We start from the raw sequence: 17967 nt of genomic DNA on the forward strand, positions 1-17967 counted from the left end.
ATATTATGCAAACTCGTGAACAGATCCTAGAAGCACTGACTCACATCTTAGTTGATGAATTTGAAGTAGAAGCAGACGATATAACGTTAGAGGCATCACTCTATGAAGAACTGGATCTAGACAGTATTGATGCGGTCGATCTAGTGATCAAATTGCAACAGATGACAGGTAAAAAAATTAAGCCTGAAGAGTTCAAAGCAGTCCGTAGCGTCGGTGATGTCGTCACTGCGATTGAAGGTTTAGTTAAAGGCTAATGCGGCTATTTTTGCAAGTAGTGACCAGCTTGGTGGTTATTGGCTACCCACTAGCCGTCTACTTCGGTTTGCACTATTTGCCCGGCGGTACAATAGCACTGCTGCTGTGTGCAGTATTACTACTGCGCTTAATGCTGCAAAAGCAGAAACTTAAAGCATTACGCCTACCGATATTTATTGGTATTGGCCTTACTGCAGGTAGCTTTTTCGCCAGGGAGCATGATCTTCTATTGTTTTACCCGGTGGTGATCAACCTCACCATGTTGGGGCTATTTAGTTACTCACTGCTTCGTGGCCCTAGCATGATTGAACAGTTAGCCAGATTAAAAGAGCCTGATCTGCCACTGACAGCAGTTGGCTACCTCAAAAAAGTAACGCTGATTTGGTGTGGACTGTTTATTTTTAATGCTAGCGTGGCACTTTATACCGCGCTCTATACAGATTTAGCGACTTGGACACTCTATAACGGTTTAATCGCCTATTTGCTTATCGGTTTACTGCTCGCTCTAGAGTGGTTATACAGAACATTGTGGTTAAAAAAGACATGACTCAATTACTTAAATCTTGGTTGTCTCAAGGGCCATCCGCACAGCAGTTGATAAGCTTCAACCATCACAATATTGTGACGGGTTCCGTATTCAGCAGCCAAGTGGCTCACTTACATCAGCAATTAGTCAGCTCAATAGAGAAACGCTGGCTACTTAGTTGTGAAAGCAGTGATATGTTTGCCGTAGGACTCTGTGCAGGTTTACTCGCTGGCAAACAGATTATCTTACCAGCCAATACTCAAGCTGGAACATTAAGTGAATTGACTCATGAGTTTGAAGGGGTGATTTCTGATCTACCTCTCTGTGAAGGCAAAGCTTTTCTACGCCTAGATAAAGAGCTCAACCTGCCAACATCGGCCTGGCCTCAATTGGTACAATGGGGCGAACTGGTTCTATTTACCTCCGGTAGCAGCGGTAAGCCTAAGAAAATTGCCAAATCACTTAGCCAGCTCGATGCTGAGGTCAGTGTGTTAGAGCATACCTTTGCCGAACACTTGCCTCACTGTAGTGTGATATCCACGGTTTCACACCAACATATTTATGGTCTGTTATTTAAAATTCTTTGGCCTTTAGCTGCCAGTCGCCCATTCCTGAGTGACCTGGTCGAATACCCAGAAACTCTGAGCTATTATGCAAACCTGTTTCCAAACCTCTGCTTAATCAGTAGCCCTGCACAACTGTCTCGCCTACCGGATGCGCTGGATAACGAGCGGCAACTTCGCGCGCCGAGCTTAGTATTTAGCTCCGGCGGGCCGTTAAGCTTTGACGCCGCAATGGCAATTAAACATTGTTACGGTCAGTTACCTACTGAAGTATTTGGTAGCACTGAAACCGGCGGCGTTGGCTATAGACAACAACACTCTCCTTTAGAGCCTTGGCAAACATTTGCCAAAATAGAGATTAAGCAAGATACCGACGATGGTGCGCTACAGCTTCGCTCTCCCTATTTAGAAGATGAAAACTGGCTTAGATGTGAAGACAAAATTAGCATTGTTGCCGACGGTCAGTTTACCCTCGAAGGGCGCCTAGACCGCATCATCAAAGTTGAGGAGAAGCGTTTGTCTCTGGTGCAAATGGAGTCATTGCTAGAAAGTCATCCCTATGTCACCAAGGCTGTGTTATTGATGCTTGAGCAGCCTAGAACGCAATTGGGAGCGGCAATAGAGCTTTCGCCCCAAGGGCTAGAGCAGCTTGCACTTAATGGCAAGTTAGCGCTTAACAACCAGTTTAAACAGCACCTTTTGTCACAATTTGAACGTGTCACACTGCCAAGACGCTGGCGCTACCCCGAGCAACTACCACTGGATCAGCAGGGTAAACGCGTACATAGCACCATGTTGGCTTTATTTGATATCGATAAGTTTAAAAGTAAATGATTAAATCAGCACTACCAGCCATTATCAGTACTCAAGCCGAAACCGACTCCATCTGTTGGCGATTAAATATCGTCGCTGAGCTGGAGTACTTTAACGGCCATTTTCCCGAGCAACCGGTACTGCCAGGCGTCACTCAATTAGACTGGGCGATCAAACTCGGTTGCCAACACTTTGGCTATGATTGCAGTGTGGCAGTGCTTGAGGTACTCAAGTTTCAGCAGTTGATGTTACCTGACACCCAAGTTGATTTAACCATCACTCATAACACCGCAAAAGCCAAACTTATTTTTGCTTATAGCGATGGTGAAAAGCGTTTTGCATCGGGACGAATAGCACTCAACAAAGCTGAGCAAACCACCCTCCAAGCTGCGGATGAGGTAAACGATTAATGCGTATTGCCTTGGTCATCCCCAATTACAATCACCGAGCAGCCATTGCAGAAACGCTTGCTAAACTGGATGGGCTTGCGCTGCCCTGTTATTTAGTCAATGACGGCAGCGATGATGAAACTCGTTTTTTGCTTATTGAACTGGCAAACAAATATCCTTGGGTAACACTACTGCACCACCCTTTTAATCGTGGTAAAGGCGCGGCAGTAATGACCGGATTACGCACCGCCTACCAAGATGGCTTTAGTCATGCACTGCAGGTCGATGCAGATGGCCAGCACAACCTAGATGATATACCGGCAATGCTAGCAAGAGCAGAGGCGCAGCCGGAGGCTTTGATTTCAGGCTTGCCACAATATGATGACTCAGTGCCCAAAGGGCGCTTATATGGCCGCTACCTCACCCATTTTTGGGTTTGGATAGAAACCCTCAGTTTTGATATTCAAGACTCTATGTGTGGCTTTAGAGTTTACCCTTTAGCAGCAACAGAGAAGCTATTTTTAAGCCATGCCCTTGGCGAGCGCATGGATTTCGATATTGAAGTCTTAGTGCGTTTGTACTGGCAGGGCGTGCCGGTTGTGCATATTCCAACCCGAGTGACCTACCCCGAAGATGGCGTTAGCCACTTTCAAGGCTTTAAAGATAATGTGCGCATATCACTCATGCACAGCCAATTATTTTTTGGCATGTTGCTGCGTCAACCTAAACGATTATGGCAAAAAGTGAGCCTACGCAATCAAGATAAACACTGGTCAAGTCTACAAGAACGCGGTAACTACTGGGGCATAAAACTGATTGCCGATAGCTATCGTTACGGCGGCCACTGGTTATGCCGTGCCATTATGTATCCGGTTATTTGCTATTTCTTTGCCACAGGAACAACGGCTAGAGCCGCATCAAAACAATTCTTAGCTCAAGTGAAAATCACTCAGCCTAACCACCCACAACTGAGTGATAAACTAAGTTGGCGCGATAGCTTGAAGCACTTCTTTTCCTTTGGTAATGCCGCACTCGATCGTATTGATGCATGGTGCGATCGCATCAAACTTGCTGAAGTCGACTTTCCTAATAGACAGCTGCTGACTGACCAGCTAGAAACAGGAAAAGGCGCAGTTTTACTGGTCTCGCACATAGGAAACCTTGAACTTTGTCGGGCGATATCGATCCACCAGCGCAAAGTAAAAGTTAACGTCATGGTGCTAACCGACAACGCTGAAAACTTTAACCGCGTGCTTAAACAGCTCAACCCTGATAGCGCACTTAACCTTATTCAAGTCACTGAACTAGGCCCAAGTACCTCTATCTTGCTACAGCAAAAAATAGATGAGGGTGAATTGGTGGTGATTGCAGGTGATAGAACCTCATCACAAACTGCAGGACGGGTTATTTACGCACCATTTTTAGGTAAGCAAGCCCCCTTTCCCCAAGGACCTTTTATTCTTGCTGGTTTATTAGATTGCCCAGTATTCACCCTATTTTGCTTACGTGAGCAAGGGCGTTATCACGTACATGTAAGCCACTTTGCGAACACCTTAAAAGGCCCGCGTGCAGGCCGCGCTGAGCGGTTAGAAAATGCAGTACTCGATTTTAGCCAGCGCTTAGAATATTTTGCGCTGCGCCAGCCACTACAGTGGTTTAATTTTTATGATTTTTGGCACAAGGATGAAGATATCCAACGTACCAATGTTCAAAGCAGTAAAGGACAACAACAGAAATGACACAGGCAAGCCCCCTAAATACCAACAAGCAATCGGTAGAATTTGGTTACCGTAACCTTTCTCTTGAAGACGTGGTAGCAATTGCAAAAGGTGCTACTGCAAAACTGAACCAGACCGATGAGTATCGAGCCTATATCCAAAAAGGTGCCTGGTTTATCGATAGTTTGCTAAAAGAGGAAGGCGTAGTCTATGGCGTAACCACAGGTTATGGCGACTCGTGCACTGTTACTGTTGGTCTCGATTTAGTCCATGAACTGCCGCTGCATTTAACCCGCTTTCATGGTTGTGGCATGGGCGATATTTTGTCTATCTCGCAAGCGAGAGCGGTAATGGCCTGCCGCTTAAGCTCACTCGCTGTCGGTAAATCTGGCGTCAGCTATGAGCTACTCGAGCGCATAGAAACACTGCTTAATCTTAATATTACTCCAGTCATCCCAGAGGAAGGCTCTGTCGGCGCCAGTGGTGACTTAACGCCACTGTCTTACCTGGCGGCAGTACTAGTTGGCGAGCGTGATGTGATGTATCAAGGTGAACGTCGCCCAACCAGCGAAGTTTATCAGCAGCTAGGTATTACACCGCTGACACTACGTCCTAAAGAGGGATTAGCACTAATGAATGGCACAGCAGTGATGACCGCATTAGCCTGCTTAGCCTACGACCGCGCCCAATATATGGCACGTCTTTCAAGCCGTATTACTGCGATGGCATCATTAGTGTTAAAAGGGAATTCAAACCATTTTGATGACATCCTGTTTGCCGCCAAACCGCATCCAGGGCAAAACCAGATCGCGACTTGGATCCGTGAAGATCTCAATCATCACACTCATCCGCGTAATTCAGACAGGTTGCAAGACAGGTACTCAATCCGCTGCGCGCCGCACGTGATTGGCGTACTGCAAGATGCGCTGCCGTTTATGCGCCAGTTTATCGAAACTGAGCTAAATAGCGCTAACGACAACCCTATTGTCGATGCGGAAGGCGAACATATCCTCCATGGCGGTCATTTCTATGGCGGCCATATCGCCTTTGCCATGGATTCAATGAAAAACGCGGTGGCAAATATTGCCGATCTTATCGATCGCCAGATGGCATTAGTGATGGATCAAAAGTTTAATAATGGTCTACCAGCTAACTTGTCCGGTGCCATGGGGAAACGTAAAGCGATTAACCACGGTTTTAAAGCTGTGCAAATTGGCGTGTCTGCTTGGACTGCTGAAGCGCTAAAAAACACTATGCCTGCTAGCGTGTTTTCACGCTCGACTGAATGCCATAACCAAGACAAAGTCAGCATGGGGACTATTTCAGCCCGTGACTGCATCCGAGTGCTACAACTGACTGAGCAAGTGGCTGCTGCCGCGCTATTAGCCATGTCCCAGGGCATTCGTTTACGCATAGCACAACAAGAACTTGTGCCAAGCTCTATCACCCCCTCACTAGGCAAGACGCTAGCGCAGGTTGAAGAAGATTTTGAACTGCTTACCGAAGATCGACCGCTTGAGCAAACACTTCGCTCAACCGTTGATAAAATCCAATCGGGTTATTGGGAAGTATGCTAGTGCATAGCAGCGCTAAACGGAGAGTTATGAGCTGATGAAAGGCATAATAAGCACCGAGATCGAAGTTGTCATTCCATTCCATGATGTCGATTCTATGGGCATAACCTGGCATGGCAACTACCTACGCTATTTTGAAGTTGCCCGCTGTCAGTTACTCGATAAGATCAATTATGGTTATCGCGCAATGCAGGATTCTGGCTATAGCTGGCCCATTGTTGATCTGCAGATAAAATATGTGCAATCGAGTACTTTCGATCAAAAAGTGATTATCAAAGCAGCCATTGTTGAGTGGGAGAACCGCCTTAAAATCAACTACCAAGTGCTGGATGCCGCAACTCAAAAACGCATTACTAAGGGCTATACAATTCAAGCTGCAGTTGATATGCAAACCCAAGAACTGTGTTTTGTGACCCCCGATATATTTCAGCATAAAATCGCAGCGTTAATTGCCGATAGCGAGCTATCAAGCCCAGCAACCGACTCAGCTAAGGGCATAAGCCGATGAGATTGATGCAGCTGAAAAGAGCGTGTCAGCGACTCATATTGCTAACCACTTTACTTGTTGCAAGTAGCGCAAGTTTTGGCGCCGATAGCCAAACTGATTTTACTGCCTTGTTTAGTCAACAGGCATCAAGTTCTGAGCTTGAGCAACTAACACAGCGATTATCACCGAGCCCACAAGCTAAAGGACTGTTTACTCAATATCGCTACTTAAAAGTACTCAAAAAGCCATTAGTGAGTCACGGTAACTTTGTCTTTTCTAAGCAGCTTGGCATCGTTTGGCAGCAACAATCTCCTTTTAGTAGTACATTGATTTTACAAGCAGGCAGGCTGACGCAAATCGATAGCCAAGGGCAAATTCAGGTAACCGCCCAGCAACCAGCTAGTGCAAGCCAGTTATCACAGCTTATGCCGACCTTACTCAATGCACTGCTTAGCGGCGACCTGCAAACGCTGCAACAGCATTTCAAACTTAGCATCCACAGTGCCAGCAACAGCAATCCCCAATGGCAACTAGGGCTTATCCCTATTGACCCTATGGTGCAAAAGGCCATGCCTCGACTCGTATTGACAGGTGAACAGAAAATTCAAACCTTGACCCTATTTAGTGACAATCAAGACCGCAGCCGTATTGAGTTTTCCAAGCTTGTGGAGCTGCCATTAACTGCGCAAGACAAGGCACGCTTCTCGCCCGCGATGGCAGATCAGCTCAGAGAGACTCAATGAGCGTCAAACTTCAGCGTGTCGCACTTGGCTTTCTATCTGGAATAAGCCCAAATAAAAAGCTAACGTTATGGATAATACTCGTCATGAGCACGCTAATTGTCGGCGGCGTTCAATGGCAATCTGGTGCAAAAATTCAAACCGATATATTAGCTATGCTGCCCAAAGTGAGCGAAAGCCCACTGACACAGCGGGCAATGGCCGCGGTTGAACAGCAGCTTGCCAACAGGCTCTATGTTGGAGTTATTGCAGCAGATAAAAATCAAGCAGTTAATGGTGCATCACTGTTAATGCAGCATTTGAAAACACACAGTGCAGCAATATTTACCGATGTTGCAAGTGCAGATATATCGCAAGCGCAGGCTTTAAATGCTTTTTATTTCCCCTACCGCTTTAACCTACTCACCGATAGGCAACAACAACAGCTCACTCAACAGCAATGGCCGCAGCTCACCCAAGCGAGTCTACACAAACTCTATAGTGCATTTGGCTATGCCAATAGTGATCTCATTAGCCAAGATCCGCTGCTGCTCTACCCTGAGAACTTGTTGGCACTTGCTCCCAAGCAAGCGCTATCGGTACAAAATGGCATATTGCTAAGCGAATATCCGCAAGACAGCGGCAACACAACCTCTAAATACATCGCTATTGTGATGGCCAAAGGGCTGCAAAGCGCCTTTAGCCCCAATGCTCAACAACAGCAATTAGCGGCATTAAACCAAGCCATGAGCGCTGTCACCGATGATAATGCACAGATAAGTTTCATCAAGGCTGGTGCGCTATTTCATGCGGCAGCGGCCACAGACAATGCCAAGCAAGAGGTCTCAAGTATTGGGCTTATTTCGCTTGTCGGTGTTATCGCATTAGTGTGGTTCGCTTTTCGTTCGGTGATGCCACTGACCATAGCCGTCATGACTTTAAGTAGCAGCCTACTGTTTGCCATCGTGCTGACTCTATTAGTGTTTGGCGAACTGCATCTACTGACCTTAGTATTTGGTACTAGTTTGATAGGGATCGCCATCGACTACTGTTTTCACTTCTATTGCGAGCGCCTCAATAACCCAAAGCTTGATGCAAACCAAACCTCATTGGCAATTTTACCTGCCATATCACTGGCGTTGATTACCAGCATTGTCGCTTATGGTTCTTTAGGGTTAGCGCCTTTTCCAGGTATGCAGCAAGTCGCGATATTCTGTGCTGCAGGGCTCCTCGGCGCATACTTAACCTTGGTGTTTGCTTACCCTAAATTAGCCAGCGCAAAACTTAAAGATAGCCAGCATGTTCTCGATATAGCAGATCGCTACCAAGGCTTTATGCTTAAGCGTGTTATGCCATTATCTCCGTTTTCAAGGGCCGTATGGCTGCTGATAGGCGTGACGTTTACAACAATTGGATTAAGTCAGCTTCGTAGTGACGATGATATTCGGCAGTTACAACACACTCCGGCAGCCATTCAGCAGCAAGAAGACAGCCTGCGCACAGTGCTTAGTGGTGGCACAGATAATCAGTTCTTACTGGTTCATGCTAACAGTGAAGAAGCACTTAAAATACAGCTTGAGCAACTCGAACCAACCCTTGAGTCGGCAACTGAGCAGCAGTTGATAGCAAACCATTTCAGTTTAAGTCGCTTTCTTCCGAGTGAGAAAATCCAAGCAAGCAACTATCAGCTGCAGCAACAGATCTATATTGATAACCTCATTGAGATCTTAACCAGGTTAGGTATTGAACAGAGCATAGCTCAACCACTTGTGGATGAGTACCGTGCTGCAAACGGTCGTTATATCGACGCAAATGCATTTATAAACTCAGCAGCTGGCCAGCAGTTAGCTCCATTGTGGCTTATGCCTGAGCAAGGCTCAGATTACGGCGCGATTGTCATGCTTGGCGGTATTAAGCAACTTGATAAACTCTCAGCCTTGTTTCGCAACAACCCTAATGTACAGTTAGTTGATAAAGTCGGTGAGATCTCAAAGTTGATGAGCCACTACCGGCAACTCACCTTAGCATTACTGGTTATCGCGCTGGTTGCAGCACTGGCTATTTTCACATTTAGATTCGGCATTAAGTTAGCCACTATTGTCGTTTGCGTGCCTGCACTTTCAGCTTTATTAACCCTATCTGCTTTAGGTTTGCTACAGGCACCACTGACGCTATTTCATGCTTTAGCGTTGATCTTAGTGTTTGGGATCGGTATCGACTACAGTCTATTTTTTGCAGAAGCCAAGCAACAGACTCGCGGAGTAATGATGGCAGTGCTTATGTCTGCCACCTCTACTCTACTTGCTTTTGGTTTACTCGCCTTTAGCCAAACACCTGCCATTAGCGCGTTTGGTTTAACGCTACTAATTGGTATTAGCTTTACCTTTTTACTCTCTCCATTTATTCAGATTTTCACAAGGAAAACAGCCGAATGCTAAGCACTCACGCACATCAAAACACTCCGCGTGTTGAAGAGGTCGATGTCGCCATTATAGGTGCAGGGCCATCAGGTAGTATTGTAGCAAGTTTGCTGCATGCTCAAGGAAAACGTGTACTTGTGCTGGAGAAGCAACATTTCCCACGCTTTTCTATTGGTGAGAGTTTGCTACCTTGCTGCATGCAGGTAATAGCAGAAGCCAATATGCTCGATGCGGTTAACCGAGCGGGTTTTCAATATAAAGATGGCGCCGCATTTAGATGTGCAGACCAATACACCACCTTTAATTTTGAAGACAAATTTAGCCAGGGCCCGGGGACGACCTTTCAAGTTGAGCGGGCGAAGTTCGATAAACTACTGGCCGATGAGGCTACCAAGCAAGGCGTTGAGATCCGTTACGGGCAATCAGTAGAGTCAGTAGATTTAGCCAACGAGCCACAGCTAACCGTTGGCAGTGATACGGGCGAAAGCTACCGTGTTAATGCCAAGTTTATTCTTGATGCCAGTGGCTTTGGTCGAGTATTACCGCGATTACTTGAATTAGAAAAGCCATCAAGCTTGCCAACACGTACTGCAGTGTTTAATCATATTCAAGACAATATTACTTGTAGCGATTTTGACCGTAACAAGATCCTTATTAGCGTTCACCCACAGAACCAAGATATTTGGTACTGGCTTATTCCGTTTAGCGATGGCCGCTGCTCTGTTGGCGTAGTGGCAGAACCTCACCAACTTGGAGATCTAACCGCCAATCTAGACCATGTATTGCTTGAGATGATCTCCCAAGAGCCTGGACTAAAGCGCTTATTAGCCAATGCTGAGTTGATTAATGATAGCGGCATATTAAAAGGTTATTCCGCTAACGTCACCACCTTAGCAACTGACAAATTTGCACTGCTTGGTAATGCTGGAGAGTTCCTCGACCCCGTATTTTCATCGGGCGTCACCATTGCGATGCAGTCTGCATCTCTAGCGGCAAAAGCGTTGGTTAAGCAACTCGATGGCGAAAGAATTAATTGGCAAACTGAATATGCTGAGCCATTGATGCAAGGTGTTGATACCTTTAGAACTTATGTTGAAGCATGGTATGACTGCCGCTTTCAAGAGGCTATCTTCTATCAAAACCCTGATGTCACCATTAAGCAGATGATCTGCTCAATACTTGCTGGTTATGCATGGGATCAGAACAACCCCTTCGTTAGCGAGTCTAAAAGACGTCTAAATATGGTTGTAGAGCTATGCCGCAGTTAGGGTATCGATTAAAAATACTGGCCATTGTTGGGCTACTACTATTAACAGCCTGTAGCCAAACACTGCAAAGACAGACCTGCGTTGAGCTTCCAAGCGATGTGAGTTATTGCCTTGCGCCGATTGCTGGGAGCGGTCAGAATCCACAAACAGCAGTGACCGAGCGTAGCCTGACACAAAAAGCCACCATAAAAACTCAGTCAAGCCAGCATGAACTATTAACTCAACTTGAGCTTACTGCGCAGCAGTTAACTTTAGTAGGTTTAGCCCCTTTAGGGCAGCCACTATTCACGCTCACTTATGACGGTCATCAGCTCATTAGCGAGCAAAGTGCACTGCTCGGCTCGCAATTTAAAGCAGAATACCTACTAGCCATTATGCAGCTTATCTATTGGGATGAAGGCAGCATTAATCAGCATCTACAAAATGGTTATATACAAGGCTATAATTGCGATGCTGGCTATTGCCGACAGCTCTACACAGACACACAAGACACTGCTGGCAACGATGTGCCGATTGTCACTATTCGTTATAGTCAGCCGGACCTATGGTCAGCAAACGTTAAACTCAATATCGATGCAGCGAACTTTGAGCTCATCATCAACCCGTTATAAACCTGTTATGGTGATTAAAGTGAACTCAAAGACTGCAATAGCAATAACTCAAATAGGTTTATGCACCCCTTTAGGCGACAGCCCGACTACCGTGCTCAATAACCTGATTAATGCCAACATTGACGCTATGAAATGGCGCGATGACTTGATGCTTGAACGCCCTGCGCTTGTGGGTGAGGTCAGTACCTTATTGCATCCGTTAGCCATTGAATGGCAGCGTTTTGATACCCGCAATAATCAAATAGCGTTAGTCGCGGCAAAGCAGATTGAAGCGCAAGTCTTAGCAGCAAAAGAGCAATATGGCGCAGATAGAGTGGCGGTAATCATCGGCACCAGCACCTCAGGTATTGCCACAGGCGAGCAAGCTTTAGCTCACCACAGCCAGCATGGCGAGTTCCCGACTGGATACGATTATGCGCAGCAAGAGCTAGGCGACACTAGCCAATTTTTACAGCACTACTTTGGCCTCAGCGGCCCTTGCTTGACCGTTTCAACAGCCTGCTCTTCAAGTGCTAAAGCCTTTGCTAGCGCCCGCAGAATGCTCAATGCTGACCTTTGTGATATCGCTATTGTTGGCGGTGTCGACTCCCTATGCCAATTAACCCTCAATGGTTTTAACTCGCTTGAGTCTATATCTAAGGGGCACTGCCAACCTTTTAGTGTCAATCGTGATGGTATCAATATCGGTGAAGGGGCGGCGCTATTCCTGTTAGCACGGGCAACCGAGCAGGATGAAATACTATTAACAGGAGTGGGTGAATCAAGCGATGCCTACCATATCTCCGCGCCCCATCCTGACGGCATAGGTGCGATTACAGCTATGCAGTCAGCGTTAACAATGGCGCAGTTAACGCCGGAGCAAATTAGTTACTTGAACTTACATGGCACTGCAACACCTAAAAATGATGCAATGGAAAGCCGTGCTGTTAACACGGTATTTAATCATCATCCACCAGCATGCAGTTCGACTAAACCGCTAGTCGGTCACACTTTGGGAGCAGCGGGTGCGATTGAAGCAGCATTTTGTTATCTATTGCTTAGCGAACTAAATACTGGCAACCAGTTACCCCCTCAAGTGTGGGATGCAGAACAAGATCCCGATAATCCAATATTACCCTTGGTGAATTTAGGTGACTGCGCACCACTGCAGCATATTATGAGTAACTCTTTCGCCTTTGGTGGCAGTAATGCCAGCTTAATTCTCAGTAGAAGAGCAGCAATAATTAACCGAGTACATGCAGATGTTTGATTTAACCACACTTGCCAGCCAAAACGTTGAGCAATTCATCCCCCATCGACAACCAATGGTGCTGATCAGTAATTTACTTGAATATGAAGCTGATAGCTTACTTACTCAAACGGTTATCAGCAGCGCGAGTGCCTATTTTGATGATGCGCTGCCAGGCGTGCCTAACTATGTTGGCATTGAATATATGGCGCAAAGTATTGCTGCCTTAGCGGGAGTAGAGGCACGGCTAAGAGACGATATTATTAGAGTGGGTTTCCTGCTGGGTACCCGCAAGCTTAAGATGCATATACCCCACTTTAAAGACCGTGAGATCTATCAAACCCATGTCACTCGACTGTATCAAGAGGACTCAGGTCTAGCGGTGTTTGATTGTAAGATAATGCATAATAAACAGCTCGTTGCAGAGGCTAATGTCAATGTGTTTCAGCCACAAGATACCCAAGCCTATATTGCTGAAGCCACTGACTAACAATAAAAATAACATCATAGACAACAGCGTAATCCCATTAAGCAAATCTAAGGGGCTGTTAGGGAGAAAAGATGACTAAAAGAATACTCATTACTGGTTCTAGCCGCGGTATTGGTAAAGCAATTGCGCTAAAACTGGCAGAGTCAGGATTTGATATCGCCATGCATTACTATCAAAACATCAATGCTGCTAAAGAGACTCAGCAGGCACTAGAGCAACATGGCGTAAATGTCTCTTGCCTTAAATTTGATATTGCCGATCGTGCAGCAGCCAAACAAGCTATCGAACAAGATATTGAACAGCATGGCGCCTATTACGGCGTTGTGTTAAATGCTGGCATAAACTGCGATACCGCCTTCCCCGCCATGACAGAATCAGAGTGGGACAGCGTCGTGCATACCAACCTTGATGGTTTTTATAATGTTATCCATCCAACAGTGATGCCGATGGTACAAGCGAGACAAGGCGGGCGCATTGTCACTATGGCTTCTGTATCTGGCATTGCAGGTAATCGCGGCCAAGTAAACTATAGCGCTTCAAAAGCAGGCATTATCGGTGCCACTAAAGCGCTCTCACTTGAGCTGGCTAAACGTAAGATTACCGTTAACTGCATTGCCCCTGGGCTTATCGAAACCGATATGGTGTCAGACATTCCAAAGGATATGGTCAACGCTATCGTACCGATGCGACGTATGGGTAAAGCCTCTGAAATCGCAGGACTGGCTAACTTCTTAATGTCAGAAGATGCAGCTTATATCACCCGCCAAGTGATTTCGGTTAATGGAGGCATGATATGAGCCACCTGCCACGCAGAGTTGTGATTACAGGTATAGGCGGAATAACCGCTCTAGGCCATGACTGGCAAACCATTGCTGCGAATCTAAAAGCGCAGAAAAACTGCGTCGTTAGGCTTGATGAATGGGATAAATTTGATGGCCTAAATACCCGCTTAGCCGCGCCAGTTACCGACTTTCAGCAGCCAGCACACTATTCACGTAAAAAAATTCGCTCCATGGGACGAGTGTCCGTCATGGCCACCCGCGCGAGTGAACTCGCGCTGATTGATGCCAAGCTGCTGGACGACCCTGTCGTCACTTCCGGCGCGATGGGAATCGCCTACGGTTCCTCTACCGGCAGCACCGACCCTATCATCGCCTTTGGCGATATGTTGAAAACGGGCGATATGTCTGGCGTTACTGCCACCAGCTATATACGAATGATGGCGCACACCACAGCGGTCAATGTCGGGGTATTCTTTGGACTAAAAGGAAGAGTGCATACCACCAGCAGCGCGTGTACCTCTGGCAGTCAAGGCATAGGCTACTCTTATGAAGCGATCAAGTATGGCCAGCAAGATCTCATGCTAGCCGGCGGCGGCGAAGAACTTTGCCCAACCGAAGCTGTGGTGTTCGATACCCTGTTTGCCACCAGCACTCAAAATGACACTCCAGCAGCAACACCTAAACCTTTTGATAAGCAACGTGACGGCTTAGTGATTGGAGAAGGCGCATGCACTTTAGTGCTCGAAGAACTTGAACATGCAAAACAGCGCGGTGCAAAAATCTATGCAGAAATAGTGGGGTTTGGTACCAACTCTGATGGCTTGCATGTCACCCAGCCCAATGCCGACACCATGGAGCAAGCTATTCGGCTGGCACTCAAAGATGCTGATATTGACGCCAATAAAATTGGCTATGTCAACGCACATGGCACAGCAACCGATCGCGGTGACATTGCCGAAACGCAGGCAACCCATGCCGTATTTGGTGGTTCACAACCAATATCATCACTAAAAAGTTATACCGGGCATACCTTAGGTGCGTGCGGTGCGCTTGAAGCCTGGGCCAGCGTCGAGATGATGAATCAAGGTTGGTTTGCGCCGACATTAAACCTGAGCGAGATTGACCCAGAGTGCGGTCAGCTCGACTATATCAAAGATGATATTAGGCAGATTGAAACGGATTATGTCATGAGTAACAATTTTGCCTTCGGCGGCATCAACACCTCTCTCATCTTTAAAAAGTGGTCAAGTTAACGCTCAGACAGCGCCTCTTGTTAGGGGCCTTTTTTTCTCAAAAAGATCAATTAGAAAAATCTTATTGAAGTAAATCTAATAATAAGTTTTAATAGAGTCACTATTATTAAAATCACAACGAGAGAAAACCTATGTCTGAAGTAATACTGTCAAAGTTGTCTCACTGTGAGCCTGGCGATAAGTGCTGGCAGCTTATCGAACAAGGTGCCTTAGTGATTGATGTGCGCAGCCCACAGGAGTTTGCCAGCGGCCATCTCCCACAAGCGATTAATGTGCCGTTAGATTCACTGCTAAATTGGTATCAAGGTATTACCGATCCCCAACAAATATATCTGCTCTATTGCGGTGCGGGGATCCGAGCACAGAAGGGTTGCGATATTCTTGCAAATTGTGGCCTAGAACGCATTGTTAACGCAGGTGCACTTAACGATCTCATGGCCTGCCAACCTAAATAAAATGCAAGTTAGCCGCCATAATTAGCGGCTAACCTCTGCTACCGATCATGAGGATTTCAAGCTTCAATCAAGTCTAATTGAGATTTTGCCGCTTTAATCCCTTGCTCTGCAGCTTCTGGCCCCATGGCTAAGGCTTCACCATAAATGGTATCTACCTCAGTGATACCGATAAAGCCAAGTACTGTTTTAAGGTATGGCACAACATGATCAGAAGCGCTGTCTTTATGAACCCCGCCACGTGTGGTCACTAGCACTGCACGCTTGCCTTTTATCAGCCCTTCAGGCCCTTGTTCAGTATAGGTAAACGTCACCCCAGCCCTAGCCACCAGGTCGATCCAGTTTTTGAGTTGGGTTGGAATAGAGAAGTTATACATTGGAGCGGCAATAACAATAGTGTCATGCTCTTTGAGTTCTTTGATCAGCGCATCAGATAACGCTAATGCTGCGGTTTGTCGTTCAGACAGTGATTCATTGCCACGCATTCCGCTTGCTAGCTCTCCATCAAGCACAGGCAAAGGATCAGCCGCAAGATCGCGCACCATAATCTCGGCTCCTTTGTTTAACCATATATCGGCAACATGGTCAGTCAACTGGGCTGACTGTGAGTAATCTCCGAGAATACTCGATTTCAATATTAGTACTTTTGACATTTCAGCTTCCTCAATTTAGAAACAGAGCGAATAAGGCTTCTACTCAGTCGAATGAAGCCAAGCTTAAAGTACGATAAACACGAAATATAGCGGAATAAATTTGAGAAAATATTCGATTAAATAGAACTATTAGCATGTGCTATCAACGTCATAAACATGCACAAGCAAAAATCAAACCTCGGTGCAGAATAAAAAAACACAATTAATTAACTTTAGACTTTGCGCTTATAAAACAATGACAAAATACTTATTAACACTGAATAAAATTTTAGCCCTCTCGATTTAAGTTAAAAAAATGTGATCATTAATTTTTGAGGTGTCGTATAGCGAAATGAACCCCAACCTAACAAGGGAAATGCTATGCAACGCTTATATCCTAGTGCCTTAATAATCTCAACTCTGGCCTTAACTGCATGTGGCAGTGACGATGACAATGACAATATCACAGCAGTTTTACCTGAGCCTGCAGCGTCGACTCAAATCCGCGTCATCCATGCGAGCTCTGATGCTCCAATGGTTAACGTTACAGCCAATGGTTCAGCACTGCTTACAGATGTCGACTACTCTCAATCTTCTGGGTTGCTATCTGTTGATTCAGCTTCTTACGCAATCACAGTCGACGCCAAGCTTCCGGGAAATGAAACACTAACGGTTCTGGAAACTACGCTCGATGCTGAAGCTGATATGGAATACACAGCCGTTGCAGTCGGCAGCGTCGCTGACAACACCTTAGATCTTGCCCTAATTGAAAATGCTACAGCCGATATCGCTGCTGATTATGCCCGAGTTCAAGTGCTGCATGGCACTGTTGGTGTAGGTGAAGTCGATGTGTATGTTACAGGCGTCGATGCTGATATCAGCATGATGTCACCGACTCTTTCATTAGATTACATGGGATACACTGATCAAATAGAGCTTGCAGCGGGTGAATATCAGATCCGGATCACTGCAGCGGATCAAAAAGCGGTGGTTTATGACTCAGGCAATGTATCGCTAATGTCGCAAACTGATTACTTACTGACAGCGATTACCAATGTATGGAGTGGTTCATCACCTGTCGCACTGCTAGCAGCTCTGCCTGAAGGGCAAGTACTCATTCAAGACAAAGATGCGGGCGCCGACCTACGTGTTGTTCATGCTGTTGCCGATGCTCCCGCTGTTGATGTATTCCTAGATGGCAGCATGACACCTGCTGTCGATATGCTTGCATTTAGACAAGTGACCGGATTTTTAAATGTGCCCGAAGGCGACCACACAGTCACTGTTGCTGCGGATGCTGATAACTCAGTGGTGGTTATTGATGCAGCGGAAGTGACCTTAGAGCAAGGTATGAGCTACTCAGCCTTCGCAGTCGGTTCACTAACAGATTCGGACATTTCACCATTAGTTGTGATGGAAAGCCCGCGCAGAATAGCAACCGCGGCCAAGCTTAATGTTGCCCACACTTCATACTCAGCGGGTAATGTAGATATCTACCTTACAGCCACTGATGATATCAGTGATGCGACGCCAGCCTTGAGTGATGTGCCCTTTATGGCAACTTCTGGAGCACTCTCAATCACCGCGGGTGACTACGTGGTAAGCGTGACTCCTCACGACAGCAAGACCGTTGCTATTGGGCCATTACCAGTAAGCTTAATGGCTGGCGGGCTCTACAGTGTCGCTGCCGTCGACAATATGGGTGGTGGAGTGCCGTTAGGTGTAATTTTAATGGATGACTTTGTAGCAAAATAAAAGACTAAAAACCTTAAAAGCGGCATATTTCT

The 17967-nt window shown here is 46.3% G+C and carries 18 protein-coding genes; 17 read left to right on the top strand and 1 reads right to left on the bottom strand.

Features of this window, described 5'->3' with window-relative positions; translation table 11 throughout:
* The first annotated feature begins 5 nt into the window (after window positions 1-5).
* The 16 genes from AB4135_RS01225 to AB4135_RS01300 all read left to right on the top strand — a co-directional run bounded on the left by AB4135_RS01225 (window position 6) and on the right by AB4135_RS01300 (window position 15551).
* Window positions 6-254 carry an acyl carrier protein gene (locus tag AB4135_RS01225; protein WP_020910524.1) on the top strand — a complete coding sequence of 83 codons (249 nt, stop codon included), beginning with the start codon at window positions 6-8 and terminating at the stop codon, window positions 252-254.
* On the top strand, window positions 254-802 hold the full coding sequence (locus tag AB4135_RS01230; protein WP_371989610.1) for a hypothetical protein: 549 nt from the start codon (window positions 254-256) through the stop codon (window positions 800-802). The genes AB4135_RS01225 and AB4135_RS01230 overlap by 1 nt, the downstream gene beginning before the upstream one ends.
* Window positions 799-2178 carry an AMP-binding protein gene (locus AB4135_RS01235; RefSeq protein WP_371989612.1) on the top strand — a complete coding sequence of 460 codons (1380 nt, stop codon included), beginning with the start codon at window positions 799-801 and terminating at the stop codon, window positions 2176-2178. The genes AB4135_RS01230 and AB4135_RS01235 overlap by 4 nt, the downstream gene beginning before the upstream one ends.
* Entirely contained in the window at window positions 2175-2567 is a 393-nt protein-coding gene (locus tag AB4135_RS01240) for a thioester dehydrase (RefSeq protein ID WP_371989613.1), read from the top strand. Before AB4135_RS01235 ends, AB4135_RS01240 begins: the two co-directional genes overlap by 4 nt.
* Window positions 2567-4285, top strand: a complete 1719-nt coding sequence (locus AB4135_RS01245) for a glycosyltransferase (RefSeq protein ID WP_371989615.1) — start codon at window positions 2567-2569, stop codon at window positions 4283-4285. The genes AB4135_RS01240 and AB4135_RS01245 overlap by 1 nt, the downstream gene beginning before the upstream one ends.
* Window positions 4282-5841 (top strand): histidine ammonia-lyase, encoded by a 1560-nt coding sequence (hutH, locus tag AB4135_RS01250; RefSeq protein ID WP_371989617.1) that lies wholly within the window; start codon window positions 4282-4284, stop codon window positions 5839-5841. Before AB4135_RS01245 ends, hutH begins: the two co-directional genes overlap by 4 nt.
* 34 nt (window positions 5842-5875) lie before the next feature.
* Window positions 5876-6346 (top strand): acyl-CoA thioesterase, encoded by a 471-nt coding sequence (locus AB4135_RS01255; protein ID WP_371989619.1) that lies wholly within the window; start codon window positions 5876-5878, stop codon window positions 6344-6346.
* Window positions 6343-7068, top strand: a complete 726-nt coding sequence (locus AB4135_RS01260; protein WP_371989621.1) for an outer membrane lipoprotein carrier protein LolA — start codon at window positions 6343-6345, stop codon at window positions 7066-7068. Before AB4135_RS01255 ends, AB4135_RS01260 begins: the two co-directional genes overlap by 4 nt.
* Window positions 7065-9482 carry an MMPL family transporter gene (locus tag AB4135_RS01265; RefSeq protein ID WP_371989623.1) on the top strand — a complete coding sequence of 806 codons (2418 nt, stop codon included), beginning with the start codon at window positions 7065-7067 and terminating at the stop codon, window positions 9480-9482. Before AB4135_RS01260 ends, AB4135_RS01265 begins: the two co-directional genes overlap by 4 nt.
* Window positions 9476-10732 (top strand): NAD(P)/FAD-dependent oxidoreductase, encoded by a 1257-nt coding sequence (locus tag AB4135_RS01270; protein ID WP_371989625.1) that lies wholly within the window; start codon window positions 9476-9478, stop codon window positions 10730-10732. Before AB4135_RS01265 ends, AB4135_RS01270 begins: the two co-directional genes overlap by 7 nt.
* On the top strand, window positions 10720-11343 hold the full coding sequence (locus AB4135_RS01275) for a DUF3261 domain-containing protein (RefSeq protein WP_371989627.1): 624 nt from the start codon (window positions 10720-10722) through the stop codon (window positions 11341-11343). The genes AB4135_RS01270 and AB4135_RS01275 overlap by 13 nt, the downstream gene beginning before the upstream one ends.
* Before the next feature lie 19 nt (window positions 11344-11362).
* On the top strand, window positions 11363-12592 hold the full coding sequence (locus AB4135_RS01280) for a beta-ketoacyl-[acyl-carrier-protein] synthase family protein (protein ID WP_371989628.1): 1230 nt from the start codon (window positions 11363-11365) through the stop codon (window positions 12590-12592).
* Window positions 12585-13061, top strand: a complete 477-nt coding sequence (locus tag AB4135_RS01285; protein ID WP_371989630.1) for a thioester dehydrase — start codon at window positions 12585-12587, stop codon at window positions 13059-13061. Before AB4135_RS01280 ends, AB4135_RS01285 begins: the two co-directional genes overlap by 8 nt.
* Window positions 13062-13132: 71 nt before the next feature.
* Window positions 13133-13858 (top strand): 3-ketoacyl-ACP reductase FabG2, encoded by a 726-nt coding sequence (locus tag AB4135_RS01290; RefSeq protein ID WP_371989632.1) that lies wholly within the window; start codon window positions 13133-13135, stop codon window positions 13856-13858.
* Window positions 13855-15096 carry a beta-ketoacyl-ACP synthase gene (locus AB4135_RS01295; protein WP_371989633.1) on the top strand — a complete coding sequence of 414 codons (1242 nt, stop codon included), beginning with the start codon at window positions 13855-13857 and terminating at the stop codon, window positions 15094-15096. The genes AB4135_RS01290 and AB4135_RS01295 overlap by 4 nt, the downstream gene beginning before the upstream one ends.
* Before the next feature lie 131 nt (window positions 15097-15227).
* Window positions 15228-15551, top strand: coding sequence for a rhodanese-like domain-containing protein (locus AB4135_RS01300; protein WP_371989635.1), 324 nt, complete (start codon window positions 15228-15230; stop codon window positions 15549-15551).
* A 56-nt stretch (window positions 15552-15607) separates the two neighbouring features.
* Here AB4135_RS01300 and AB4135_RS01305 read toward each other — a convergent pair whose 3' ends face one another.
* Window positions 15608-16201: an FMN-dependent NADH-azoreductase gene (locus tag AB4135_RS01305; RefSeq protein WP_371989637.1), complete on the bottom strand. Its 594-nt coding sequence runs from the start codon at window positions 16199-16201 to the stop codon at window positions 15608-15610.
* Between the two features lie 360 nt (window positions 16202-16561).
* Between AB4135_RS01305 and AB4135_RS01310 the strand changes: the two genes are divergently transcribed.
* Window positions 16562-17935 (top strand): DUF4397 domain-containing protein, encoded by a 1374-nt coding sequence (locus tag AB4135_RS01310; RefSeq protein WP_371989639.1) that lies wholly within the window; start codon window positions 16562-16564, stop codon window positions 17933-17935.
* Window positions 17936-17967 lie beyond the last annotated feature (32 nt).

Source organism: Shewanella sp. 10N.286.54.B9 (assembly GCF_041468565.1).
Lineage (GTDB): Bacteria > Pseudomonadota > Gammaproteobacteria > Enterobacterales > Shewanellaceae > Shewanella.